The organism is Bacillus sp. IBL03825, from assembly GCF_024712505.1.
Taxonomy (GTDB): Bacteria; Bacillota; Bacilli; order Bacillales; family Bacillaceae_G; genus Bacillus_A; species Bacillus_A wiedmannii.
Map to the genome: position 1 here is coordinate 391,624 of NZ_JAMXKE010000002.1, position 25,156 is coordinate 416,779.

The following is a 25,156-nucleotide window of genomic DNA, read 5'->3' on the forward strand; positions in this document are numbered from 1 at the left end:
TTCTTTATCTTTTTCTGAAGCTTTTTCTATTTTATACATTTTAAAACTATCCCTTATCTCAAAAAAGCTTACCAAGAGAAGAAATTACCTTCCCTTGATAAAGCTTTAACTTTGTCTAACCTTCTTTTACAAACCCTTTATATTCCACTCTAAAAATTACAGGCATTGTATTTCACGAACAATATATTGTTATGACTACTGTTATTCTTCTCTAATTACATCTATAACATTATCCTTTTGAATTTTCCGAAGTGGTATTAGTACCGCTACATAACTAATCAACAGTGCAGTTATAAATGTGGTAAAGATAGATTGATAAGGAATAATCAATTCAAAAGACACCATATTCGAAAGCGCTATATAAAGAATATATGAAAGCATACAGCCGAAAAAGATTCCTTGTATACTTCCAAAGAGACCGTACAGGAGCCCTTCATAAGTAATCATCTTTTTTAAATTCTTTTGCGACATACCAATCGATTTTAAAGCAGCTAGTTCTTTTCTTCTCATAATGATGCTGACTGTAATGGTATTTAAAATATTCACACAACCAATCAGTGTAATAACAGCTATAAATCCGTACCCTAATATTTTTATATAAAGTAAATTGTCTGTATGAAAATTACTTTGAACAATATTATTTTGTACATCTATAGATGCATCTCCACCCAGTTTCTTTTGTATATCTAAAATTGTAGCATCAGCCTGAGATTGATTCTCTAAATCAATTTCAAAACCTGATAATTTTTGTGGAGATGGTGTAATATATTCAGCTATTTGTTCACTAGTAATAAAAGTTATGGTATCCATCACTCTGCTCATATTAAAAATATCCAATTCTACAATTGCAGCTATTTTTAAAGTTTCCAGTTTTTCTTCATTGTAGGAGATTTCCTCTGTAGATTTTCTTTCCTGCTGACTTGTTATTTGGATTTCATCCCCTACCTGAAAAGTGCTTAGAGAACCTATATATTTTTTACTTGTATTCATATCATTCGTTGCAGCTTGTTTTACTAAAATAACCTCTTTTTCACGATTTAATTTTGAAATATCAATTCTTCCACTAGTTACATTTTCAGCTAGTTTCTTTAAACTATTCTCATCGTATGCTTTTATTTGTGTTTTCATAATTTCTACAGTTTGATTATTATATTTTACTTTTTGATACAGCGATTCATTTCCTTGTAATTCTTTAATTTGTTTATTTTTTGGTACTTTCGTATAAAAATCATTTGCCTGATATTGCTTGTACAGCTTCTCTACATTATTGACTTTATAAATATTTCGACTCATACGATCTATGCTAGGCTTGTCTAAATTTGAATTAAGCGTAACTGATATGTCCGATTTTAGAGCTTGAATTTCCGGTTGTTTACGCTGAATGACAGTATCTATGAGAAACGTAAACGTAATATACAGTACACTACTTATAATAATAGACAAGATTGTAACTGTATACCTATTGGGATTCCTTTGGATATTTTTTAATGCCATACTTAAGGGAAAAGATAGTGGTTTCTTTAACTTTGTTCTCTTTTTTTTCTTTATTTTTTCTTTTTTTATAGCTAATCGGCTACTTACGGCCAGTAACGGTGAAATTCTACCTGCAAAAAAAGCAGGAAAATAGCTTGAAATATAGACAGTTATCAATGTAATTAGAGAACTTACACATATAATTAACCAATCTAATTTAATTGTATATCCCATAGAGTTTTTAAGTACGTTTATCAGTACTTGATTAAGTAAAAAGACTACTAATATACTGCACATAATCCCAAAAAAGATAGCAATAATTGAAAGAATTGTTGCTTCCCTTATCACAATTTTTCTGATTTGTTTTTTTGTAGCTCCTATACTCCTCAATAGCCCAAACTGTTTCATTCGCTCTACTATACTAATTTGAAATGCATTGTAAATAATAACAATCGTAGAAATCACAACAATCCCAATACTAATAGCGGCTGCCATCATTATCTCAACACTAGGCTTTAAGGCTCTCTTTAATCCGTCATTCACTCTTATATTTTCTTTATTCGTTAATAATTTAAATTGATTTTCAACTTCATCAAAGTTTGCGTACTTATGCAATTCAATCAATACGCTACCTTCTCCAACTTTAAACTTATTTTTATATGTCAATAATTGACCTGTTTTATTTTCCTGAGTACTATTAGACTTATTTAGCAAACCAACAAGTTTATATTTTTTATCATGAATAGTAAACATACCGCCTAATTTAAGATTGGGCCCGAAGTAAGGTAGCATCCATTTTTCCAAAACAGCCTCGTTTTCATTTGAAGGTAGCTTACCTTGTACTGGCATACTAGAATTTAACAGCTTTAATGCTTGTTGGTCTGCATACATATAAGAGACAGCTATTTCATCAACATTGAGCGTCTCTCCTGGAGTTATGATGCCATAAGAAGATATATTCGGATTACTTTTTATCATATTGAAAAGCTTTTGATTATAATTTTCAACTGAAATATTTGCGGAACCCATAGAACCTTTTTTGGCATTTTCAATTCCCGAAGTGTATCCGCTATTAAAAAACAATCCAATCGTTGTTATTAGCGCCAATGCTAAAATAATGCCTGTTAATGTTAGCAGAGTACGTTTTATATTACTTCTGAGATATTTTTGACTTAACTGTTTGTAACTACGAATCAATACTCCTCCCCTCCACATTTTGCTTGATTTTGCAATAATTGTTCATCTGAAATAATCATGCCATCTGCAATGGTTATAATTCGATCAGAGTTTGATGCGATAGCAGGGTCATGGGTAATTAAAATCACCGTCTGATTATATTTTTTAGCTGTTACTTTTAATAAATTCAGAACTTCTTTTGTATTTTTTGTATCTAGATTTCCGGTTGGTTCATCTGCTAAGATGATATCGGGTTTATTTATAAGAGATCTACCAATAGATACCCTTTGTTGTTGACCACCCGATAATTCAGAAGGCAAATGATCTCGTCTTTCATTTAACCCTAGAGTTCGTATAATTTCATCCAGGTAATGATCATCTACCTGTTCCTCGTCCAGTAGAGCTGGCAAAGCAATATTTTCTTGTACATTCAAGACAGGTATCAAATTAAAAAACTGAAATATAAAGCCAACTTTTCTTCGGCGAAAAATAGAAAGTTCATTATCTTTATAATTATAGATATTTTCACCACCTATAAACACATTTCCTGAACTCGGACGATCCAACCCTCCTAAAATATGTAATAATGTACTTTTACCAGAACCTGACGCTCCAACTATGGTTACGAATTCTCCCCTATGAATGGAAAGATTAATTCCTATTAACGCCTGTACTCGCGTTTCTCCCTCTCCATATGTTTTTTCTACATTTTCTAATCTAACAACCTCCATACAACTCATCCTTTTCACAGATTAATTTTGAATCTCTACAAAATAGATTTTATCCCTATCGTATTCACTATTCTCGTCTTTCACTTCATACACTTTTGAAATGTTTTCGATCACCTTATTTACCTTGTTTTTATTTTTATAATCAAAATTTTCTTTTGCAAACTGAATTAACGAAAGGTTTACTTCTTTTTCTTTTAATTGTTTATATGTGTCCTCATTAACAATTACTATCGGTGATGAAAAATAGCCAATCCAATTATTTTGTTCAATATGTTGAACAGGTATCATTTGTCCATTTAAATTTAAATTTCCATCCTTAACTTCCTCATCTTCCGCTTTTTTTCTATAAAATAAATTTTTTTCACTCGCTAATTCTTTTATTTCTTTTACCGGGGTTGAAGTTATTGAACTATCTTCTTTAGATAAGGGTGTTCTTACAATTCCTTTTTTCAAGAATTTTTCTGCTGTAGATTTTGTAATAACCGTGTATTGTTTCTTTCTAACAGATGATTTATCAAGTTCTTTGTCCATCTCTTCTTCAGTCATATTTTCTCCTTTTTCTTTCCATTCTTTCTTAATATCTTCTTTCTGTTCGGTAGTGAGTTCTTGTTTTATTATTTCTTTGACCAATTTATAACTATAATCTGCTGTTCGTACGTTTTGATCTTTATACAGATTTTTAACAGCAGATATATTTTCTTTCGTTCCAGATACCATGATACCGTTTACCGGTTGTGAGGGACCATTTATATAACGATTTACAGCAAACCCTATACCTATAAAAATTGCTGTTACTGCTAGAAATCCTATTACCTTTTTCATTTTCTTCCTCCTCATATACTATGTTTAATCTGGGATTAGAACAGTGGTTTTCTTCTTTAAATAAAACAGTGACTAAAATGCTACAAGTCTTAATAAAGAATGATTACCTCCAGTATAGACGTCTTTAATTGCTAATTGAATAACTCTTGTCTTACTATATATACTTTAATCTTACAGTTTAGTAAGATTACTAAATCTAACTTTTTATATACTCGTAACTCTGCTCAAGATATATTTTAAAATTGTACACTTAAATGGCTTTTATACACTTATTTAAGTACACACATACTTTTCAAATTCTCGAAAATCCGCTCCCATTCAGCTCTTATTCTCAATGAGCTGTTTTTTTAATTCATTTACATAATTAATGCGAATCCAATTTTCATTTAACATTTTTGTATAAGTTAAGTTAACTTAAATAAAACATTACTGATTTTATAAAAACGGACAATTTCAACAAGATTCTATTACAAGGTTTTTCAAAATATAAGCAAGAACATGTATGAATTACGTGAATATTCTGCTTTAAATAATTGTTGTATCTCATTATGTGTTGAAAAGCTGAAAGGCGATTTGGGTATTATGCTTATACTCAGAAAAGCCTCTAAAAGTCCATTTCCATACTAAACTATTTTAAATTAGCCAATCAACGTGTAAAATAACGGTCATAATCTAAAATACTGCCATAATCAAAGAAAAATGAGGAGAGATACTGTGGATAGAGTATTATTCGTTGAAGACGATAACGATCTAGGAATGGCTATTGAGTTTACTCTAAAAGGAGAAGGACTTGAGGTTATAAGAGTTTCTACTGTACAAGATGCAAAAGACCAATACGAAAATAATAAATTTGACTTAGCCATATTAGATGTTGGACTCCCAGATGGAAATGGGTATGATTTATGTACCTATCTTAAAAGAAAAGGTGATATACCTATTATTTTTCTCACAGCACTAGATGAGGAGGCAAATGTAGTAATGGGCCTTGAAATTGGTGGAGATGATTATATAACAAAACCCTTCAGGGTAAAAGAGCTATTATCTAGAGTAAAGGTACAATTAAGAAAAAAAATTAAAACAGCTTCTAATACTATATTGAGGTCTGGAAATATACAGCTTGAAGTTGAGGCGGCCAGAGCTTTTAAGCATGAGAAAAGTATAAATTTAACACATTTAGAATACAAACTTTTATTAACGCTAATGCTAAATCCTCATAAAGTGTTACAAAGAAATGAGATATTGAAAAAAATAGTAGATGAAAGTGAAGTGTTTTTCGATGAAAATACTCTTTCTGTTTATGTAAAAAGATTAAGAAGTAAAATTGAGGATACTCCACAAAATCCTAACTGTATAATTACAAAAAGAGGTGTCGGATATTTCTGGAATAAAGACGTCAGTAAGGAGTAATTTAATGATAAATAGAGAAATAAAAATTAATATACTTACATTAGCATTAATCTCTTTTTTATTTATTATATATCAAGTTATCACAGTTCATATTCTATATGACCATTTAAAAAATGATTATATTACTATTTGGAGTGAAATTACCGGAAAACTAATTACACAAAACCCAGAAAATGAATACGAAATAATACAAGCACTTACAAATGATACAGCGAATAAAAAAGATTATTCCAGTGATGGAGAAATGCTATTAAATCAATATGGTCTATCTGCTGAATTGGATTCAAGACTTTTTCCTTATTTAAATAAACATATATCCCAAAACAATATATACATGTTCCTTGGAGCAATAGGGTTCAGTTTAATCCTAATTTTTCTAAATTACTTACAATATAAATCTTTTTTCTTAAAAATTAGAAATGTAACAGCTGCAGCGAATAAAATTATTGAAGGTGATTACACCATTGATATAAAGGAAAATAGAGAAGGAGATCTAGCAAAACTCGCTAATTCTTTTCATAAACTGAAAAATATTATTAGAAAAAGTATGCATAATTTATTGGAAGAGAAACAATTTTTAATTCAAACTTTACAAGATATTTCTCATCAACTAAAAACACCACTCTCAACACTAACAGTGAACAACGATATCTTATTACAAGGTAAATTAAATGAACAGCAATATCATTTTTTACACAATAATGAAGTTCAAATTTCAAGAATCAGCTTTTTAATACATAATTTATTAAAAGTTTCAAAAATAGATGCTAGGGCAATACTATTTGAAAAAGAAAATTCTGATATTATTGATACAATTTATGAGGTCATTGCTAGTTTGAACAGTAAATTAAATAAAAAAAATATGAACATACATTTAAAAACCAATGAAAAAATATCACTTTTCCATGACAGTATTTGGATGCAAGAAGCTTTATTAAATATTTTAAAGAATTCCATTGAACATTCAAATGATAATAGTTCTATTTATATTGAAGTCACAAACTCTCCTATTCATACTGAAATTATAATTCAAGATTTTGGTGAAGGTATTGCATCAGAAGATTTGCCATATATATTCGATAGATTTTACAAAGCAAAAAATTCTAAAAAAGAAGGATCTATTGGAATTGGCTTAGCACTAGCAAAATCAATTATCGAAGCTCATCACGGATTTATTAAAGTAGAAAGCCAAAAACATTCATTTACAAAATTTACAATTACTTTTATGAAGTATTAATAGTCATTAAATTTTTTAACATCCACACTTTTAAGTATAATTTTCAAAAATTAATTAGCGTTGAAAAAAGAAGAATGACTGTGGAGAGATAAGTTTTTCGTTTTTAGGGTATTATAGGAACTTATCTTGATGGTCATGTGGCGGTACCCCATGCCCATCAACTTAAGAATACAAATCAGCCCCAAAACGAAAAAATGAGCTTTTTTATTACTAATTAGCATATTCTGTGGGCCAACAATATCAATACTCGAATTTAAATTATAACATTTTAGGCTTAATAATCGAGGAGGTTACGAATAAATCGTATAAAGAGTATATTAATGAATTCATATTCAAACCACTTGAAATGAGCAATAGTTATGTTAACCCAAAAGATGATAAAAACAATGCAATTGCAACTGGATATCAAACTGTATTTGGATTAAAGGTGCCAACAAAGCAATTAATCCATGAAGGAACTATTTCTTCAGGTTACCTTATATCCAGTGCGGAAGATATGGCAAAATACATGATCGTACAATTGAATCAGGGAGAATTCAAAGGAAAAAGTATTTTATCAGCGAATGCAATAACCACAATGCATCATCCATCAGCACTCATAGGGGATGATACCTACTACGCAATGGGATGGGAAGTGAATAATGAAGGAATTTCCCATAGTGGATGGACAGAAAATACATATTCAAAAGTTGTATTAGATGTGGAACATGGCATCAGCTTGCAAATCAATTCAATGGATTATCTTAAACTTAATGAATATGATGCCATCATACGCGGGATAAACAAGCTGGTACATAATGAAGAACCTTCTATATCTGATAGCAATCCATTTATGAAATATGTTATTATTGATTTGATTTTACTGGCAATAGTTGCTTTAATTGCTTATTCAGCTTACAGAACTTTCAAACCTAGCAATCATAAAGTAACAGCATTCCGTAGGATTCTAAATGGGTTGTCTATATTAGTATTTAACTTGCTGCTGCCATCGATTATTTTAATTGGATTTCCTAAATTATTTAGCCCTTTGTCTACAGTAACATTATTTGCCCCAGGAATAGGACATCTCTTATTTGTAATACCTTTGCTCTCTATAATTGTAGGAGTCATTAAATTAGGTAAAGTAACACTAACATTAAAGAAAAATACTTTTGATGCATAAGCTGAAAAGTCGTGATTGATTTTATTGTCTGTTTACAACATCCCTTTTTATTTGCTTACTAGATTCACTTACCTCTATTTTTTCAGAAAGAGAAAAAAGTAACCTATTAAGTTGAAGGTAATACATTAAATAATGAATATCCTTCAGCCTGATAGGTTACTTATCTTATATTTAAGAAAGAGAACTTTATGACATACTACAAAATTGTGAGGACATAAAATAACTATCATTTCCAAATTCCACTCAAAAACAGTATAGTAAATTTTAAAATTTCTTCTTAATTATAAAATTTCTATATTAACTTTTGGTGACATTGAAGAAAAGATTAAAGTCTTGTCCACCCCAGTAAATTTTATCGTGATCAGCATTGTCGTACAATGTAATCGATGCTATCTTATATTCTCCTGGATTCACATACGGATTTAATTGAATGTCTGCAATCCATTTATACTTTCTTTATCATAACTAATCCTAGCTGTACTTTCTTCACCAGTGGCCCCTCTTACTATTACAAATCCTCCCATAACACCTGACACATCATCTTCCGCTTCTACACTTACCCTTACTATATCTCCTGCTTTATATGTCTGTTTTTCTACTTCTACTTTCTTTAGGTTAGGAGGCAATTGATCTGTGGGATTTGTTGTTGTTCCACCATTATTTTCTTCTGTTTTCTCATTCACATTAATTGCATTGTATAAAAATTGCGCATATTGCTCACGTGTTACAACCTTCTTTGGCTCAAACATATTGTTTCCTGTACCACTTGCAATTTTATTTTCTTGTAATGCACTGATAGCATTCGTAGCCCAATAGTTTTTTTCCACATCTTTAAATGTAGTAGTTGCTGTTGCTTTTAAATTAAAGGCTTTTGTTAACACAGCCGCTAACTGCTCACGTGTTAAGATATTATTAGGTCCAAATTTCCCATCACCATAGCCACTCATAATACCAACTTTAGTAAGATATAAGATTTCTTTTTCAAACATATGCCCTTTGACATCAGTAAACGGATTTTTAATATTAGGGCCATCTGCAGGTTTCAAGTAAGCATAAATCATTCTAGCTACTTGACCACGAGTTATATTATCCCCAAAAACAAAAATACCATTTTCATAACCTGCAATAATATTTTTATTTGATAAATCTGTAATAGCATTAAAAGACCAATGTCCTTGTGGAACATCATTAAACCTTTTACCTTCTGCCTGCGCATCTATCATTGGTGTTAATGCTGTTGCCAATATAATACCGCCTGCTAATACCTTCTGTTTAAGTTTCATAAATTATCTCCTTCATTCAAATTAAGTTTATATGATTTTTTACCCTCAATTTAATACTTGAATACACTTAAATCCTTCATCTAAACTAACGTTTTAGACTTCTTAAAGAAATTTTCCATACAACTATATCTTTATATATTAATTTCACAAATTAAAACGTACAATATATTCCTCTTATCTTATTTAGAAGTTTTGAAGCACAATAAATTCTAAATAAGGTATATACACTATTATCTTTTTCTAAATATTTATTACAATGGGAGAAAATAAAAAACAGGAAATTACATGTATTTAAGATTATTCTCTAATATTTATTTGATAAAATCTCATTAACCTCTGCCTCGTCATAATCTAAAACGTATTGTAAGGCCTTATCAGTCTGTTTGACTCTGATATGACTAACATGTCCTGTATTCCTTATCTCAGAAAACAGATTAGTCTCACCTTGCTGTTGCTCTACTTCATTTCCACGGTTTCCTAGTCCCATTGTTATTCCTCACTTTCTCCCCAAAAGTTTATTTTGTTTAAATTTGGCTTAATTATCACCAATAATTATCTAAAAATTTAAAAATCATTATATAATGAATTTAATTTAAATTAGGAGTGGTTAAAATGTCTGATACAATACGACTCATTCTTTTCATCCTTATAGGAATTAGTGCTGTTTTCTCTTTAATAAACGAGTTTAAAAAACCTGAGAAAAAAGCACTTTGGATTTCAATAGAATTTTTAGTTCTTTTCTGGGCGATATGGGTAATCGCAAATATCATAATCTAATTTGTAGGGTATAAGTTCTTCTGAATAAAACTCACTATTCCGTCAATAATGTAGACAACCCATTTCTTAACCATATTCCATGATTGGAGCACTTAGCTTTTGCTAACTGCTCTTTAATTTGTAAAAGGCACACAATTAAATGGGCACTCATAGAATATTCTGTGTTCCTTTCTATATAAAATAGTCGTTACAAAATGGATCTCGTCACGAGAGCACTTTATTTAGTGCTCTTTTTTACATAATAGTTTCAGACCACTTGGACACATTTACCAATTTATTTACCGCTAAATCCATGTTAAAATCACCTGTGAGTACGACATAACTCAGTCTTATGAAGCCCTGTAATATTTTCTACGGGGCTTCTTTTTTTCAACAAGCCGTTAGTTAAGTATGTTGAGTAGCTTAATTTATAAAATCACTTTTTTGATACATTTATGAAACATTCATGTGCTATCTTCAGTACATTCTTTTCTTTTTTAATGTCGTGTGAGATATACCATGACTTGAAGCCCTAGCCCCATAATCCTAGGGCTTCTTCATTTAAATAAGGATTTTGTTTAAATTCACCTTAATTCCCATCATTATTTCTCAATATTTAAACTCCTTTATAGGTTAGAGGGAATACTAAAGCAAGAAAAGATAGAATTATAATCACAAATGGACAACAATCAAAAAGAATAAAAAAAACAGGTAATTGTTTGTAATCACAATTACCTGTTTTAAATCGTTTGTATTTACTCTTTATGTTTTAAAATTTCATTAACCTCTTCCACACTTAATTCAGTGGCTTCTGATATCTTCTCTATAGGTACACCAGCTTTAATTAAATTATGAATCATCTCTATCTTAGTGGCTGTTCTAGCTTCTTTTGCAGCTTGTTTCGCGGCTTTTTCTTCTGCCGTCTCTATTTCTGATATTCTATCTTTGATTGCCTTCTCTCTAGCCTCATATAAGCGTAAAAAGTCCTTATCACTACTTAAACGCTCCCAATCTTCTATTGCCTTTTTCAAAACTGGATCTTTTTCCATCGCGATTCCCTCCAGGATTGTTGTTAATTTCTCATCTTCATATGCAGGAAATAGTAATAGCCAACGTGCTAATATATCATCCCATGGATCCATTCGATCTTCTTGCCATTCTCGAATTACTTTTGGAATCTCAAGAAAGTGCAATTGCATATTCTCTGAAATTATGTGTTCTGATTTTTTGTTCATGACTACACCGATATTATGAAAGTCTTCTTCTTCTGAAAACAGAATAAAATCCACTATATTAATACAAATGATTGGTCTTAATTCTGTGTACTTCATTCCCTGAATCATTTGAGAATAATACATGCCAGCCCAGTAGAACAAAGATCGCTCGATCATGTCTTTTTTGTCGCGAACTTGTATCTCTATATTTATTTTTATACCATTATTAAGAGTAGCTCGCAAATCTAAAATAGACAATTTATCATCCTTTTGCTCCCTTGGGAGATGTGGATCATCTAAATGCAACGAAATGATTTCCTCATCTAAAGAGGATTGTAATACCGCATTAAGAAAACCAATGAGGATATCTTCATTTCCCTCTACTCCAAACAAGCGCTTGAAAGCAAAATCAACTCGTAAATTTACTAGATTTTTTTTCATAGATGTATTCATATTCTCTTCTACCTTTCTTTTTGTTAATTTAAAACCTTTGTAGTAATTGGATATAAAAAAAGATAGAATTATAAACTCTATCTTTTTCAAACTACCTATTTATGAAAATATCAACCTAATTTATGACTATTACAGTCCCTTAAACACTGGTTTAAATTCCGCTTGCATTGTATCATCCAGACCTTTTCCTTGTGCTGGGTTCCATGCTGCAATAATTACGTTATAACCCTCTTGTTTTAACTTTGTCGCAAAGTCTATAAGAGCTTTTCTTACTTTCTTATTCTCTACTAAATCAGCATCAAACGCTAAATAAACATTTTCTACCCCCATATCCTTTAATACAGGTATAGTAATTCTCCAAGCATTTACACCAGGAATCGCAAGAACCGTTGTTCCTACTTCAGAAAGTTCCACTTTATTAAACCTCTCTGGAATCAAATCAGCAATCAGATCTGCTTTTATAGCCCCCTCTGTTATCATCACTGATTTAGTTTGATGAAGTGTACCAGAATTCCAATGTTTCAAATGAAAACTCGGTACTGCTACATGCACAGGCAGTGGATTGTCACTACCTCCTGCACCAGTTCCTTGATTTTTATTTGCTGATGAGATCCATAAATATTTTTGCCCTTTATGAATCTTTACAACAATTCGTTCCTCTTGAGATGGAATTTCTACCTTTTTGCTCACTTCTAGTTCACCTTCAAATATACAATCACCATTCTTAGTTATCTTTACAACATTAGGTTGTTCAATTATTTCTGCTTGAACTCCAGTAGGTGCCGATTTCACATGAACTGAGTTTTTCACTTCATCCACACGAACCTGCCATCCAACAATTTGATTATACTGGTTTCGAAAAGGAATCAATATACCAGGGAAGCCTGACATTAAACGAAGAGAAAGCTGACTTTTCTTCATCTCATAAAATCCCGGAATGCCCTGCCAGCAACTTTTTCTCCCAAACGGTTGTATACGTATTATTCTCTTCTAACACAATTTGTTGCTTTAAGAAAGAACGATATTGACGTACTTGTATTTGTTCCTCGCTCATTTTTCTATCTCTTATTAAATGTGCATGATGATGCACTTGCAATGGTATGAAATCTATTAACTTACGATTAAACACATTTAATTCCTCTTTGCTTTTCTTATCATGGATCTGAACTTCATCCACCTCAGGCAATTGATACTTATCTTTTCCATTTATATAGTGAATGTAGCTTGGATTGCTCGTGTTTTTTCCATAGATCCATTTACTTTCTACACGCGTACACGCTACTTTCTCTTGCGAAACATGCAGCATGCAATTTCCTGTATCATGACAAATTGGACACGGAACACGATAAAAATCCCACCAGCTACCTCTTGGATAAGCACTTGTTAAACGGAACTGTCCTTTTTGAATGTTATAATGCATAATCCCCCACCCCTTATATATTTTTTATTATGTATAGAACAACTACCTGCATTAAACTCCTTATACTTCTATTTAGATGCTTTCTTTGTTCTCCTAACAGATATACAAAAGAATATATATCACAAACTAAAAAATCGTTTTTAGGTTCTTGTTCTAGCAAAGCGGGTGCTATATATACTTCAAATGCTCTAGCAAACATCTCGTGATTTGTAGACCAATATTTTTTGATTCTCTTTTTATCTAATTTGATTGTTGTATCAAAGTATAGATACCTCAAAACCAGTATTCACTTTATGTCTCCCTAAATAATAATTTTTGCCTAATGTAATAATGGGTTTTACCAGTCAAACAGACTTTAAAACAACACAAAAAGGGATTCTTCAAGTCGATTAAAAATGTGCACAGCTAATTAAATAAGCTTTATATACACTAATCGGCTCAAAGAAGCCCTTTCAGAATTAAAACAAGACATAACTTGCTTCTACAACTCATCCACAACGCATAAGGTGTGGGAATAAACGGAATCAAATAAACAATAAATATAGTTCCATGTTAATAAATTCATACAAAAATTTCAACAACTTTATGTTTCCTTAATCCACTCCTTTCTACTTTTCAGTGAATATTTTTGTACTACCATATGTTTCTACCGTTTCAAATTACAATCCTAGTTCTTGCTCTCTTGTAATAGCTCGTGCATATCCCACCACCCCCACTAATTCTCCCCTTGATACTATCTAAAAGTTATCATATATATATATGCTATTTCAGGCTAACTTTTAGACAGACAAAAAGAACCTTTCTCTTTCGGTGTGTACATTTGTTTAAATGGGCTAATCTATTAATTTCAATAAATTCATTAATCTTACTATTACATATTATCATTTCATTCATATACTATATTAGATTGCTAGAAAGGGGGCGTAACCATGGATAGTTGCGTTGTGTTTGTAAACGGACAACCTTTTTTAGTTCTTTCAGTTGCTGGTATCGAAATTGCTAGATTAGAGATTTCTCTCCAAGTAGCATTAGCTTTAAGAGTGCTCAGAATACCAATCTGCGATTAATTAACGTACCGCTAAAGAAGAGGGCATTAGCTCTCTTTTTTTATTTTCCCCTTATCTTTTCTTAACAATAAACAAGAAGCCACCCAGATCAAGGCAGCGCCTACAATAATTGGTATACATTTAGTAAAAATCATTTATCCTCAAATTATTTATTTCTTTGCTTCCATACCCCATTCTTCTTACGACAAATACTCTTGCTATCCATGAAGTCAGATATATTACCAGGAATGCTATATTTCTTATTCTTTTTCTTAGCCTTCTTCTTCAGCCTTTTCTCTTCTTGAATAGCTTGCAAATCCACCTTCCATTGTTTCAACAAATCCTTTTCACATCGCATAGAATTTGTACCTTTTGGATTAATATGTGAACCAAATAACTAGATTCTACCTATTTATACAGATATCCTCTAGTTCAAATTCAAGTTTAACATTTACCAATTTATGGTCATCACTCTGGATACACCAACAATATATTAAAATTCCTTATATACCCTTAGGAGGTCTAAAATGCCCAACTTTCGTGCAATACTACTCATCTTAGGATTCTTTTTGTTTTATATGGATTCATCGCTCTAGCGTTATTCTTTACGGCGTAATAGCAATTCAAAAAATGTGCCCATCTTATTCAACAAAAAAGAGCATCCACGTCAGTAGATGCTAGAATATGTTAAGGGAAATTCCCCAATGAGCATTGAATAGGATATAAGCGGTTGGCTTGTCCTACACTATACTATATGATTTCTATATTAAAATGGTTCATCAAAAAGGCACCTTATACAGGTACCCTTTCATGAATGCAGGGGTAACACTAGAAGAGATGATTGTTTGGTGTTATATCATTTCTATGCCTCCCTAATATTTAATGTGTGATTTCTACATAACAAAGAAAAAGGCATCCGTATTGGATGCTTAATGTATACTAATATTAATATTGAATAACTTCATTGATAGGCTTTCTAGAACAATAAATATACTAGCTGAAACTGATCTATATCCGATATTCTTTCCTGTAACATTAATAGTAATCTCCTCTAAATGGGTTTTCACATCGTCTTTTTCAAAAATTTTGTCTTCAACCTTTTCAACTATTGCTACGTTATCGACTTCTTTAAAAGTTTTCAGTAATTTTGCTTCTAATAAAATAAAATCAAAATTTTCATCTTTAACCACATTAAATTTAATTTTCACTTTTCTTTCCCCATTTTTAACTAGTTAATATATTAACATCGATATAATTATATATACTTGTATCAAATAATTCAAAAAATATGTTTTATTAACTTACTCATTGTTTTCCTATCTAATAGAGAGAAAAATAAATACAATCGGAAAAACTTCTTCTAAGGTTACTGCAACCTTCTCCAAACCATCGTATCATGAAATTTTTCAGCTCATATTAGCTACGCGCTTTACGTTCGGTACTTAAGAAAAGACTAAGAATCTTCTCGTTTATACTCTGTAGAGTCGGTCAATACTTCAGCTGACCGATCTTGTGCTGACCAATCACGTTTGCATAATGTTTAATTTATATCCAAGAGGTATATCTTTCTTCCGATGCCTTATTTGAAGCAATACACATGGAGAACTGAGGGAGCTCTGTCTATATTAGCTCAAACAAAGAGCGACACCCCTTGCCCAACGAAAAATGTGAATAATTCATTAAAAGTGTAAATCACATCGTCCAAATTGATGAAGTGAAGCCTATTTTAATATTTGTTTATTATCCAGACACGCGTAACCTTTCAATCATGAACAACCACCCCATTCCATTTCCAGAAACAAATGACAAAGAATAATAGAATTGTATTCACTTAAAAGGATTATTTCATTAAATTTCTACAAAACGGTAATTAATGTATATTTAAATTATTCAAATATTAGGTTGTGATGCAAATGATTGAAACAATCCGAATTGCTCTTTTCACTCTTGTAGGAATAAGTGCCATATTTTCTGTAATCAAAGAATTTCAAAAACCAGAAAAAAGAAAGTTTTGGATTACATTCAAAACTTTGATTCTGATTGGGGCAGCCTGAATGTTAATAGGACTTCTCGTGTAATCTACATAATTAGTACACACCCTTGAATAAAACTTAATATTCCGTCAATACTATATATGACATTAGATTTTCTCCTTGTTCCCCCTTGGAGAACTGAGCAGTTAGCATTTGTTAGCATTTGCTAGCTGTTCTCTTTTGATTCATCGTCACATTATGATGAAATGGTCATATATTATCTCGAAGCAAAAAACCCTAATTTATTTTTTAACATCTCACTTTTCCCTTAAAGAGCACTTTTTAAAGGTGCTCTTTTAAGGTTTACCGGAATAAATTTTAATATTTTGTCAATAATATAGATAGGTGATGACCATAACTCATTTAATAAAGTCCCTAACCTTTCTCCTTTCCCCCTTGGAGAACCAGCCGAGCAGTTAGTTTTTTAGCTGCTCTTTTATTTATGAAAAAGGATAAAATCCTTTATAATGACTCTTCTTTATTTCTCGATATAAAGCTCTTTGGATTTTTGTTAACAATCTTGTAGTGTATGAACAAAGAGTAAGGCAAGAGTTACCTCTTTGCCATTTTAGGAAAGGTCCTGTTATAGACAACAGGGCCTTTTTACATATATAGATAGTTTTGTTTAATTTTTCACCATTAATCTCAAAAAATATCTTATAATCGTTATATACTAAATTAATTAACGGATTAGGAGTAAATCAAATGCCAGTTACACTAGAACTTATTCTTTTCATTCTTCTAGCAATTAGTGCTGTTGGCTATTTATTAAAAGAATTTCAAAAAACTAGGAAAAGAACACTTGGAATTTTACTAGAATTCTTGGTCCTTTTCTGGGCAATATGGAGAATTTCGACAATCATAATCTGATTTGTAAAACATGAATTCCTTCGAATAAAAATCAATATTATGTCCATAATGTTGATAGACTTGTATGCCAAAATCCATTTATTTTCCTCTGTATCTCCTTGTATTGAGCAGTTAGTTTTTGCTAGCTGCTCTTTTATTTATAAAAAAAGATAAATTTTTTATAATGATACTTCTTTATTTTTCGATATAAAGAATCTTGGATTCTCGTTAACAATCTTATAGTAATAAATAAAGGGTAAGGTAAGAGTTACTCTTTGCCGTTTTAGGAAAGGTTCTGTTGGAAACAGCAGAACCTTTTTTCGTGATTTAAAAGCACTAAGAAAAAATGAAATTTTTACCATAAAGATAATTATTAAATATTTTACGCCAATACATTATAATGGAATAGTTATTGTATATTGGCATTAAAAGAAGTGACCTGATTAAGGGCTTCTCTTTTTTTATAAAATAGCATTATTGCAATCTCCCTCTGTATATCTTCTTGATCTGCGCTTCAGGGAATCCCTCGTACACAGCAAATACTTCAGGGAACTGACTCAAACACATATCAATAATTATGTCATCCATAATTCTAATAAAGAACTACTTAACTTCACGCATGTAATCGTTGTATAGGTAATAACTCCTAATCTTGCAATGGCGAGCATTTGCTTTTAAGACTTCATACAGCTTGATTTTTGTTTCATCTATATCAAATATTGATAACTGCCCTTCGATCTCAACCTGTTCAATCATTTTCCCATTCCCCTTTCAAATCAAATGACATTTTATTAGCCCTACTACGCCAACCATGTATAGACAACTATATATCGAGATGTTGAAATATTATTGTGATTCTTATATAGTGTCATATACGACTTTTTCTTTGTTCATGGGGCTCTTACGTAGTAAGAGCCATTTTTTTATATAAATAGCTTATCAATTTACTGATTCATATATATAGTTGTTAAATTATTAGTTAAGTGTTAAAATTCCTTATATGCTCCTTAGGGAGTTATCATGTAATTAACAAGAGTTTAAAAATTCTCGAATCTTAGCCCCTTAGAGCGCCCTCTAAGGGGCTGCAACAATTAAAATAATATTTTTACATTCATGTGTTATCTTCAATACGTTTTATTCTTTTTTTATGTCGTGTGAGAGATATATACCCCCCCTAGAAGCCCTAGCCCCCTTATCCTAGTTCTTTTCCATTTCAATAATAGTTTTATACATTTTTATTCTTTTCAAAAACTATATATTAGTTATACTTAATATTCAAATTATGTTATAATGTTTTGTGAAACATCACGTGTTTCAAATACAACATTTTTTGATGGCCTCTTATCTTTCCGTAAGGGGTCCTTTTTCAAATATAAAACGTCACAAAAACGGACGTTTATGTTACAAAAATCAACGAAAAACAAAGTTTAGTAAAAAATGTGCTGATATTACCTATATTCACACGTATCTCGACGAAAAAATAACAGAAATTTTATAAATGTATAACAAAAAATAATCTATTTACCTACATAAAGTAGGCGCATAGATTATTTTTTTATAGACTTCCAAGTTTGTCCGCATCAGGATCTAACAAATGAGTCCAAGTAATTAATGTTGTCAACATAACAAAAAGAGTCCTGATTGATACGGACTCTTTTTTGAGTTTTTACAAAAGTAAACTTTTAAACACATAATTCCATTTCTATTATTTATTTTACCACCTGAACAGATTCTGGTTTCCACCCCTGATTCTCTACCCAATCAATATTAACCTTATATTTTTTATTACTTTGCTTATCTCGTACATTACCGTAGGCTTTATTATTACCATTATTCCCAATAAAATCGAAAATCAATTGGCTCTCTGGAACATCGATAGCATAAGAAATTGCTTTTTTCATCTCACTCCAATCTACTGTTCCTTCTTTAAATTTCATTTCAGGTTTTGCTCCTTGTTCTGTACCAATTGGCTTCCAAGAAGAATTAGTTTGAGAACCCTTTTCTTGAGATACCGTTTTTTCTCCCTCTTTATTTTCATTTTCGTTTTCATTCGTTTTTACCGATTTTTCTGCTTTTAGTTTCCCTTCTAACTGTGCTGCTTCTTTATCTTCACTTTTCTTCTCTTCTATCTTTGTTGCTTCTTTATCTTCATTCTTCTCTATATTTGATGTTCCTTTATCTTCATTCTTCTCTATATTTGATGTTCCTTTATCTTCACTTTTCTTCTCTTCTATCTTTGATGTTTCTTTATCTTCATTTTTCTCTATATTTGATGTTCCTTTATCTTCACTTTTCTTCTCTTCTATCTTTGATGTTTCTTTATCTTCATTTTTCTTCTCTTCTATCTTTGTTGCTTTCTTTTCTTGAGCAATTGCTTTGCTTGATGCATCTGATGGGGTAAACAACTGGTATGTCACTATACCAACTGTCACTAATATCAAAGTAAATGCAATATTAAAAATCGCCTTTTGACGACGATTCTGTTGTTTTTCTTGAAACCTGCTTGCTTGTCCCATTCTTTAAACCTCCGTGTTTATTTTCTCCTCTACTCTTTATGTATTATCCCTATAATTCTTAATATTTTTATTAAATAATAGAAATGAACTACACTTTCCATACAGGATTTCATATCATAATAAGATTTGTTTTTTTCAAGCATCTGACATATGTTATTCAAAATAGTTTAATACATTAAAAATTGATAAGCCTCGGCACTTAAGAAACCTTTAATTTTATTCAAAGGTGATTCCAATTACATCCATATTAGATCCTCTGTAGAAAGCTTTTTAACAATTAAACCTCTTCTTCCCTTATTTATAATTTTTAAATTAAATTTCCCTCTATGGTATAATAAAGATGTTTCGTTTTCTAATGGGGTATGTCGTAAAATCAAAAGAGATTTTATCTCTTTTGCCTTCTTTTCAGAGTAACTTTCACCACTAGGAAATTCTATTATTCCTAATGTAATCTTTAATTCGCTATCATCATAAAGCCACTCCTTATTAAGTTCCCTTATCTTTTGTATAAAGCTTCTTTTGGTTTTTCCTATATAGAGCAATGTTATATTCTTAGCATCTACTCTAGAGATTGTAAATATCCCCTTCTTAGAAGCTTCTTCTCTATTATAAAAATCATTTATACTATATAATCCATACCATTTAATATGTACTGTTTCTATGAATCTCACCTCATTTTTAGACAATATTATAATTTCTGAATGTTCAAATTATTATAGGTACATAGTCTTGATTACTTGAATTATAAATTGTGCTTTTCAATAATACATTTTATTATTACTAATTTCAATATATAGTTTAATTACAAATCTATATAAACAACAAAGTAATGTCGTACCTAATATTTTATTTTTCACGATATTAAATTATCGTGAAAAAAGATAGAGCGTTATGGAATAAAATATAATGTGTATGTACGTACATTTCTTTTAAAAGAAATTTTGTAGTTTGCAACTGAATTACAAAAAAATATAGATTTTTAGAAACTAAATTGTTAAAAAGGACTACATAGTTTAGTAGCCCTTTTTAAGTCCAGAAATCTGTATGATTGATGTTTTTACCTGTTAACCTCCGTAATGCATTAATAAGTTTGTTTGGATTTTTAAATGAATAAAAAATTCATCTTACAAATAATGTAATAACAATTTAAGTACAGCCTCTGTTTTAGGACTCCTGATTGGTATTTTTGTTAGTGGTATTATTATATTCACGTTTTAAGATATGACCCCCGTATTAAATGGGATTGTAGCAGGAGTAATGGGAAGATCAATGGGCGTAATGATCGATATTAAGATACCTTAACCCGAATTGTATATCATTGTAATACTATTAATGATATTGTTTATAGCCACTTGGGTTACCATGAATCTATAAATTCGTAGTCAACCTGTAGAGTAGAATCTACTTCCTTATTTTTAGGTGTCTTCACTGCTGTCATTCTCTTGTTAATCGTAATTCTCAATATAAGAAATTTAAAAATATACTATTATTTAAATGCAAAATTCCTTTTGTGCAATGAGAAAGTAATATCCAACCTAAAACCCACCTATTTTCGTAGATGAGTCTTATCTTTATTACACAATACCCAATTATACTCTCCTTTTTATAAACCTTATGCAATTATACATATTCGTAAATATTACACCAAATAAATATTACATATAGTAAAATAAAAATGTGAATACATTCTATAAAACAGATTCTTTTTATAGGCGTAACATATCAATTATTATAGAAGGTGTGGCGTCACTCTAATACCGATCTCAAATCTCTTGTATTTTGTAAACTAACAATCTGGTGTATATAGACGATTCTGTTTTATAGGATATGTTTATAGGTATAACAAAGGGATAATACGGATAAGTTTATATTAAATGAACGTGGTTCAAGTCGGAGGAAGGCACCTTAGGGTGTCTTTTTCTATAGATTTCCATAAATAAAAAGCCCTGAAATATTAGGGCTTTTTATTTAAATTATTAATATTGTCTACCTTCATAATGTCCATATTTACCGCCACCTGGTGCATCTCCAACTACACCTTTAAAATACCACTTAATTCTTCGATTTGTATCCTCAAAAGAGTTGGCAAAATAACCATCTCGACTAAGAAATTTATAAGTTTTATATACGTCTCTGTCCCTATCATGTGTGAACCAGAAATCATATTCAGAATTATAATAATATGTTGTGTTTTCTAATGCTGCGATTGATGGTGCCATTTTATTTGTGTTCTCTACACCTTCTGTACTCGCTGACGCAGCCCCAATTCCTCCTGTTAATGCAATACCAGTTGCTAATGCTCCAACTACTAATTTCTTGAACATAATAAATCCCCCTTAATATTTTTTATAACTTGCATCTTAAATGTAACACTTTTGTTATTTTTGTAAATATTTTGAATATACATAAAAATCCATTCAAATCTTGTCAATATTGGTAATATACTTTATAAAATGGAAAATAGAGGGATTTATGATGATATGTAATAATGCATGTTCATTTAGAAAAAAATCGTGATAAAATCTAAGCACCTGTTCTATTTTTTCAGTTATCTTAAAAACCTTACTTCTTATTTCCCAAAATGGGAGGCGCTTTTTAGCGTCTTTTTTTTATTTTCAAAAGGACCTGCTCAATCTATTCATAAAATCATAAAGTAAGTTGAATCCATTAAGAACCATGAAATGAACCCTAGTTTTACCTTCTGATTTAAAGGAGGGACTATTGTTATGGGATATGGTGGTAGTTGTGGCGAAGCCTGCGGTTTCGCTGGAGGATTTGCTTTATTAGTTGTATTGTTTATTTTATTAATCATTATCGGATGCAGTTGCTTCTGCTAAAAAACTATTGAGAAAGACACTCTTATAAGAGTGTCTTTCCTGCTCTTTTTAAAGATTTAATATCGATCTCGTATTTATTCCCATATGTTCTACACGATGGGATTTCTTCCTTTGCCGCATAAAATAACAAATTTAAGTCGTCATCTGTGTACTGAACTACGAATAAATCATCGAATTGATCAAATGTATTTTGATTGATTCTAATAAAACCATTATCTTGGGCAGTTGTTTTAACACTTATTCTTCTTCCTGCTTTTATAACATCATATCCATGCTGATTGGTCATTTTTGATAACTCTCCATTTGTGTGAAGGACACAAAAGAATTCACCTAAACGACCTATAAGATGTCTCACTTCAGTTGCCTTTCATCCAAGGACATTGATTTCATATCGTAGCATTTCAAAATATGATTCATATAACTTTTTTATTTGTGAGATTCCTATTGTATTTTTATCTTTATCTTTATAGAGATGAAGTTGACCATTAACCCACTCACCTACAACAGATTCATAATCCGCCCCTTTAGGTTTGTGAAAAACTAGTCCCGTATAAGGACAGTTTTCACTAAGATATCTATACATACATCTATTTATATATATAAACAGATTTTTATTAGAAACCCTTCCTTTATTGTAACGGTTATAACAATAATCAGCAGGAATAATACTCCCTGGATTTGTATTGAATTTTGTTTTTAATCTGTCTTGTATTTCTGCGGATGTTAAAATATCACCTATTTTTCCTTCAAAAACTTCTATAAATTACTCATAAATAGTCAATGTAGTCCTTTCTCCATGCTTATCAGTATTTTTATCCATAGTGCAACCTTCATTCTATAATTTGATCCGATTATAGATTAACATGACTGATGTTTTTAAATTTATTATTTCTATGAAATTATCTATATAAAATTTACATTAAACCACTTAAAGTTCATAGACTAATAGAGTACAATATAAATTGGGTGGAAATCCAGATATATTTGTGAGGTAAGAAAAGTCTTATGTAAATCGGGAGAGGCACTTCAAAATGGGTGCCTTTTTCTGTGTTTGTACAAAGAAAGCTACATTAGGAAACACAATTAATTAATAAAAGTAGGCTAATTTGTACTGTTTTTTTATAATAGGTGCTTTTGGGGTTTCCTCTTGAATAGACTTACACTTTTGTTTGTTTTTATATAATTTTGAATTAGAGGGAGGCTCACTGTTTCTATCTTCCTCTAATTCACTTGAAATTTCCTCTTCTTCCTCATCAGAAGGAACGTCAGGCAGTTTTGTTTGTTGCGGCGCCTGACTTGCTCCTACGATTTCTGCTACATTTTTAATATCCGATTCCTGCAGCAGCTGAGGGATGACTTTATTATCAAGATCAATTTTACGAGAGTTAAAAATGTCATAGATACCTAGATAAATCAATTTCGCCAAAAACTCATCATCATTTTCACGCTCTGTAAATACCACAATACGAATATCCCGATTAAAGCGAATATCTCTTAGTTTTTGTAAGATAATCAATTCACGTTTCTCTTCATGTCCCGCATCAATATTTAATCGTTTGTCATTAATACATAGAATATTGGGCTGTTCCATATCTAGAATTTCATCTAGGTACTTGATGTGCATCACATCACTATCAGCTAATTCAAATCCCGCACCAATAAAATCCTCACGTAAATATGCCGTATATACAGTATCACTAATAGCTAAAACGATTTTTTTCAACATAGTTAACCTCCTACAAACTCTAACGTTGGATTAATATCATATTTTCAATTGGAATCTGTGCCTGAAGATGAACCTTCCCAATAATCTCATTCAGAATATACTCGATTTCAACTTGTTCCATTGGACGTGGAGCCCCAAAATTTGAATTTAATTTTACTCGTATTTCTAATCAATCTTGTATCTCATGTAAAGGTGTATCAAGATAAAGAATGCTGTAGTATAAAACACCATCTTCAATATTTTTTTGAATCATATTCTTTGTTTGATAAATAAATATAACCTCAGCAACCTCAATAAAAGGGTCGTCAATTGTTACTTTACTATTCCAATTTAGATTCCAGATCTCACAATGCTCTTCTGCATGCACAACAACTCCATTAATTGAAGACGTAATAGCAAAAAGAAGATCTACAGGAGCTTTGGTTAACGAGGTAATATCACCTTTCTCTAATTCAAAACCTTTTTCCAATCGCTCATGTTCAAAAGCACATTCAGCACCAGCGAATGCGATTTCACAGAATACTCGTTCTAGTAATGGATGAATCCCCTCATATGTTCGTACGGCAAACACACAAAACTCCTGTGTTTCATCTGTTCGAATGATTTCGTATAATTCAAATTCAGATGCATTTGCTAAGGCAAAGGAATATCTTTTATAAAGTTAGGATCAGTATATAAAGTGTCTGGAATTTGTGTTTCAGGATGATGTATAAACTCTAGGCAAAGATGATACCCTTTTAAAAACGCATTCTTAGCTGCTGCTGGGAATAAAGTTTCAAAACGTTTTACATTATTTTTAAATTTTTGTTCTTCAACTTCGTTATTAAATTCTCTTTCTTGTAAGATATTCGTTCTATTACCTAACTGCAAAAAGTAATGATTAATCATCCGATTAATACTTTCCTCAAATGTTGTATTATCCTCACAATACTTTGTAAATCTCTTTTTACTCAGGTTTATAATTTCATTCATAGTCTGGATTCTCCCTCTCAAATGTTATATATACAAAAAAAAG

Annotated in this window: 17 protein-coding genes and 7 pseudogenes; 7 read left to right on the top strand and 17 right to left on the bottom strand. The window is 30.8% G+C overall.

Annotated elements, in window-relative coordinates:
• Positions 1-201: 201 nt before the first annotated feature.
• The 3 genes from NHG49_RS29380 to NHG49_RS29390 are packed head-to-tail and all read right to left on the bottom strand — an operon-like array spanning position 202 to position 4,202.
• The gene (locus tag NHG49_RS29380) at positions 202-2,670 is read right to left on the bottom strand and encodes an ABC transporter permease (protein ID WP_258127021.1); all 2,469 of its coding nucleotides are present in this window, start codon (positions 2,668-2,670) and stop codon (positions 202-204) included.
• Positions 2,667-3,380, bottom strand: a complete 714-nt coding sequence (locus tag NHG49_RS29385) for an ABC transporter ATP-binding protein (RefSeq protein WP_064474243.1) — start codon at positions 3,378-3,380, stop codon at positions 2,667-2,669. Before NHG49_RS29385 ends, NHG49_RS29380 begins: the two co-directional genes overlap by 4 nt.
• Before the next feature lie 21 nt (positions 3,381-3,401).
• Positions 3,402-4,202, bottom strand: a complete 801-nt coding sequence (locus tag NHG49_RS29390; RefSeq protein WP_258127022.1) for a lipoprotein BA_5634 family protein — start codon at positions 4,200-4,202, stop codon at positions 3,402-3,404.
• Positions 4,203-4,916: 714 nt separating this feature from the next.
• Here NHG49_RS29390 and NHG49_RS29395 point away from each other — a divergent pair.
• The 3 genes from NHG49_RS29395 (at position 4,917) to NHG49_RS29405 (ending at position 8,008) form a co-directional block, all read left to right on the top strand.
• Positions 4,917-5,609 (top strand): response regulator transcription factor, encoded by a 693-nt coding sequence (locus NHG49_RS29395; RefSeq protein ID WP_088047590.1) that lies wholly within the window; start codon positions 4,917-4,919, stop codon positions 5,607-5,609.
• A 4-nt stretch (positions 5,610-5,613) separates the two neighbouring features.
• Positions 5,614-6,846, top strand: a complete 1,233-nt coding sequence (locus tag NHG49_RS29400; RefSeq protein WP_098102965.1) for a HAMP domain-containing sensor histidine kinase — start codon at positions 5,614-5,616, stop codon at positions 6,844-6,846.
• A 226-nt stretch (positions 6,847-7,072) separates the two neighbouring features.
• Positions 7,073-8,008, top strand: a complete 936-nt coding sequence (locus tag NHG49_RS29405; protein ID WP_064474248.1) for a serine hydrolase domain-containing protein — start codon at positions 7,073-7,075, stop codon at positions 8,006-8,008.
• A gap of 662 nt (positions 8,009-8,670) precedes the next feature.
• On the opposite strand, the pseudogene NHG49_RS29410 reads toward NHG49_RS29405, so the two are convergent.
• Positions 8,671-9,291: pseudogene (locus NHG49_RS29410) on the bottom strand (S-layer homology domain-containing protein); the annotation flags it as partial.
• Positions 9,292-9,595: 304 nt separating this feature from the next.
• On the bottom strand, positions 9,596-9,778 hold the full coding sequence (locus NHG49_RS29415; protein WP_064474249.1) for a hypothetical protein: 183 nt from the start codon (positions 9,776-9,778) through the stop codon (positions 9,596-9,598).
• Positions 9,779-9,903: 125 nt separating this feature from the next.
• Between NHG49_RS29415 and NHG49_RS29420 the strand changes: the two genes are divergently transcribed.
• A complete protein-coding gene (locus tag NHG49_RS29420) occupies positions 9,904-10,068 on the top strand; it encodes a hypothetical protein (protein WP_081257121.1) in 165 nt (54 codons plus the stop codon).
• A gap of 734 nt (positions 10,069-10,802) precedes the next feature.
• On the opposite strand, the gene NHG49_RS29425 is transcribed toward NHG49_RS29420, so the two are convergent.
• The 3 genes and pseudogenes from NHG49_RS29425 to NHG49_RS29435 form a co-directional block, all read right to left on the bottom strand.
• Positions 10,803-11,714, bottom strand: coding sequence for an Rpn family recombination-promoting nuclease/putative transposase (locus NHG49_RS29425; RefSeq protein WP_064474250.1), 912 nt, complete (start codon positions 11,712-11,714; stop codon positions 10,803-10,805).
• A 129-nt stretch (positions 11,715-11,843) separates the two neighbouring features.
• Positions 11,844-13,134, bottom strand: a pseudogene (locus NHG49_RS29430) (DUF3854 domain-containing protein).
• Between the two features lie 13 nt (positions 13,135-13,147).
• Positions 13,148-13,402, bottom strand: a pseudogene (locus NHG49_RS29435) (LPD1 domain-containing protein); the annotation flags it as partial.
• 661 nt (positions 13,403-14,063) lie between these two features.
• Between NHG49_RS29435 and NHG49_RS29440 the strand changes: the two are divergent.
• Complete coding sequence (locus NHG49_RS29440) at positions 14,064-14,201, top strand: DUF3956 domain-containing protein (protein WP_222661417.1); 138 nt, start codon at positions 14,064-14,066, stop codon at positions 14,199-14,201.
• A gap of 145 nt (positions 14,202-14,346) precedes the next feature.
• On the opposite strand, the gene NHG49_RS29445 is transcribed toward NHG49_RS29440, so the two are convergent.
• Complete coding sequence (locus NHG49_RS29445; RefSeq protein ID WP_222661414.1) at positions 14,347-14,538, bottom strand: hypothetical protein; 192 nt, start codon at positions 14,536-14,538, stop codon at positions 14,347-14,349.
• A gap of 571 nt (positions 14,539-15,109) precedes the next feature.
• The gene (locus NHG49_RS29450; protein WP_016135680.1) at positions 15,110-15,388 is read right to left on the bottom strand and encodes a hypothetical protein; all 279 of its coding nucleotides are present in this window, start codon (positions 15,386-15,388) and stop codon (positions 15,110-15,112) included.
• Positions 15,389-16,093: 705 nt separating this feature from the next.
• Between NHG49_RS29450 and NHG49_RS29455 the strand changes: the two genes are divergently transcribed.
• Positions 16,094-16,234 carry a hypothetical protein gene (locus tag NHG49_RS29455; protein WP_081257122.1) on the top strand — a complete coding sequence of 47 codons (141 nt, stop codon included), beginning with the start codon at positions 16,094-16,096 and terminating at the stop codon, positions 16,232-16,234.
• Between the two features lie 1,302 nt (positions 16,235-17,536).
• On the opposite strand, the pseudogene NHG49_RS29460 reads toward NHG49_RS29455, so the two are convergent.
• The 4 genes and pseudogenes from NHG49_RS29460 to NHG49_RS29475 all read right to left on the bottom strand — a co-directional run bounded on the left by NHG49_RS29460 (position 17,537) and on the right by NHG49_RS29475 (position 21,902).
• Positions 17,537-17,818: pseudogene (locus NHG49_RS29460) on the bottom strand (hypothetical protein).
• Positions 17,819-18,771: 953 nt separating this feature from the next.
• Complete coding sequence (locus NHG49_RS29465; RefSeq protein ID WP_258127026.1) at positions 18,772-19,578, bottom strand: YrrS family protein; 807 nt, start codon at positions 19,576-19,578, stop codon at positions 18,772-18,774.
• A gap of 236 nt (positions 19,579-19,814) precedes the next feature.
• The gene (locus NHG49_RS29470; protein WP_064474272.1) at positions 19,815-20,249 is read right to left on the bottom strand and encodes a hypothetical protein; all 435 of its coding nucleotides are present in this window, start codon (positions 20,247-20,249) and stop codon (positions 19,815-19,817) included.
• Between the two features lie 1,305 nt (positions 20,250-21,554).
• A complete protein-coding gene (locus NHG49_RS29475) occupies positions 21,555-21,902 on the bottom strand; it encodes an LCI fold-containing protein (RefSeq protein ID WP_088060755.1) in 348 nt (115 codons plus the stop codon).
• A 402-nt stretch (positions 21,903-22,304) separates the two neighbouring features.
• Between NHG49_RS29475 and NHG49_RS29480 the strand changes: the two genes are divergently transcribed.
• The gene (locus NHG49_RS29480; RefSeq protein ID WP_088047580.1) at positions 22,305-22,415 is read left to right on the top strand and encodes a YjcZ family sporulation protein; all 111 of its coding nucleotides are present in this window, start codon (positions 22,305-22,307) and stop codon (positions 22,413-22,415) included.
• A 22-nt stretch (positions 22,416-22,437) separates the two neighbouring features.
• On the opposite strand, the pseudogene NHG49_RS29485 reads toward NHG49_RS29480, so the two are convergent.
• The 3 pseudogenes from NHG49_RS29485 to NHG49_RS29495 form a co-directional block, all read right to left on the bottom strand.
• Positions 22,438-23,175: pseudogene (locus NHG49_RS29485) on the bottom strand (DUF7225 domain-containing protein).
• A gap of 336 nt (positions 23,176-23,511) precedes the next feature.
• Positions 23,512-24,141 (bottom strand): annotated as a pseudogene (locus NHG49_RS29490) (hypothetical protein); the annotation flags it as partial.
• 19 nt (positions 24,142-24,160) lie between these two features.
• Positions 24,161-25,113 (bottom strand): annotated as a pseudogene (locus tag NHG49_RS29495) (hypothetical protein).
• Between the last annotated feature and the right edge of the window lie 43 nt (positions 25,114-25,156).

Bases quoted from the DNA above. Each gene is read 5' to 3' on its own strand.
- NHG49_RS29385 (WP_064474243.1), bottom strand. From the start codon at position 3,380: ATGGAGGTTGTTAGATTAGAAAATGTAGAAAAAACATATGGAGAGGGA.
- NHG49_RS29390 (WP_258127022.1), bottom strand. From the start codon at position 4,202: ATGAAAAAGGTAATAGGATTTCTAGCAGTAACAGCAATTTTTATAGGT.
- NHG49_RS29400 (WP_098102965.1), top strand. From the start codon at position 5,614: ATGATAAATAGAGAAATAAAAATTAATATACTTACATTAGCATTAATC.
- NHG49_RS29415 (WP_064474249.1), bottom strand. From the start codon at position 9,778: ATGGGACTAGGAAACCGTGGAAATGAAGTAGAGCAACAGCAAGGTGAG.
- NHG49_RS29420 (WP_081257121.1), top strand. From the start codon at position 9,904: ATGTCTGATACAATACGACTCATTCTTTTCATCCTTATAGGAATTAGT.
- NHG49_RS29425 (WP_064474250.1), bottom strand. From the start codon at position 11,714: ATGAATACATCTATGAAAAAAAATCTAGTAAATTTACGAGTTGATTTT.
- NHG49_RS29440 (WP_222661417.1), top strand. From the start codon at position 14,064: ATGGATAGTTGCGTTGTGTTTGTAAACGGACAACCTTTTTTAGTTCTT.
- NHG49_RS29445 (WP_222661414.1), bottom strand. From the start codon at position 14,538: ATGCGATGTGAAAAGGATTTGTTGAAACAATGGAAGGTGGATTTGCAA.
- NHG49_RS29455 (WP_081257122.1), top strand. From the start codon at position 16,094: ATGATTGAAACAATCCGAATTGCTCTTTTCACTCTTGTAGGAATAAGT.
- NHG49_RS29465 (WP_258127026.1), bottom strand. From the start codon at position 19,578: ATGGGACAAGCAAGCAGGTTTCAAGAAAAACAACAGAATCGTCGTCAA.
- NHG49_RS29475 (WP_088060755.1), bottom strand. From the start codon at position 21,902: ATGTTCAAGAAATTAGTAGTTGGAGCATTAGCAACTGGTATTGCATTA.
- NHG49_RS29480 (WP_088047580.1), top strand. From the start codon at position 22,305: ATGGGATATGGTGGTAGTTGTGGCGAAGCCTGCGGTTTCGCTGGAGGA.